Genomic DNA, 650 nt, shown 5'->3' on the forward strand with positions numbered 1-650 from the left:
ACCCCCTTAGGCTTTCCTGTTGTGCCACTGGTGTAAATAACATAGGATAAATCACCTGAACTTACTTCTGTATTGAGATTGTCCCTAGAACAAGTACTCAGTTCAGATTTCATCTCTGAAGAATCCAGACTTATGACACTCAGATTTGAGGATTCTGCTTCTGTAGCTATTAATTTCTTATAATCATATAATCTGTCTTTTGTATTCTCTTCCCCGAGTACCAGTCTTGTCTTGGTATCTCCCAGAATATGTTCAATTCTATCCATGGGATAACCAGGATCCATGGGAACATACGCTCCTCCTGACTTCAAGACTCCTAAGATTGCTATGAGCATCTGCTCTGATCTTTCTAAACATAGAAGGATCAATTCATCAGGCTGGATTTTGTATGTTTCTAAAAGATAATGAGCTAACTGATTAGATCTCTCATTAAGCTCTCTATACGTTAACTTTATATCTTCATATACCAAAGCAATGTGATCCGGTGTCTTCTCCACCTGTCTTTCAAATAATTCATGAATCGTAACCGTGGTATCATATTCTGAATAAGTATCCAAAAGATTGGAGAAGATTCCATCTCCACTATACTCTTCTTCTCTTACCCAAGATAAGTCTTCAAGCCGTAACTTTGAGCCAACTTCTTTTTGATG

The 650-nt window shown here is 37.7% G+C and carries 1 protein-coding gene; it reads right to left on the reverse strand.

Annotation, left to right across the window (positions count from 1 at the left end; genetic code table 11):
- Positions 1-650 (reverse strand): AMP-binding protein (locus tag CHRY9293_RS18485; RefSeq protein WP_162034321.1); only part of this gene is annotated, 650 nt, incomplete at both ends.

The sequence above is a fragment of the Chryseobacterium potabilaquae genome (assembly GCF_902728265.1).
Classification (GTDB): domain Bacteria; phylum Bacteroidota; class Bacteroidia; order Flavobacteriales; family Weeksellaceae; genus Chryseobacterium; species Chryseobacterium potabilaquae.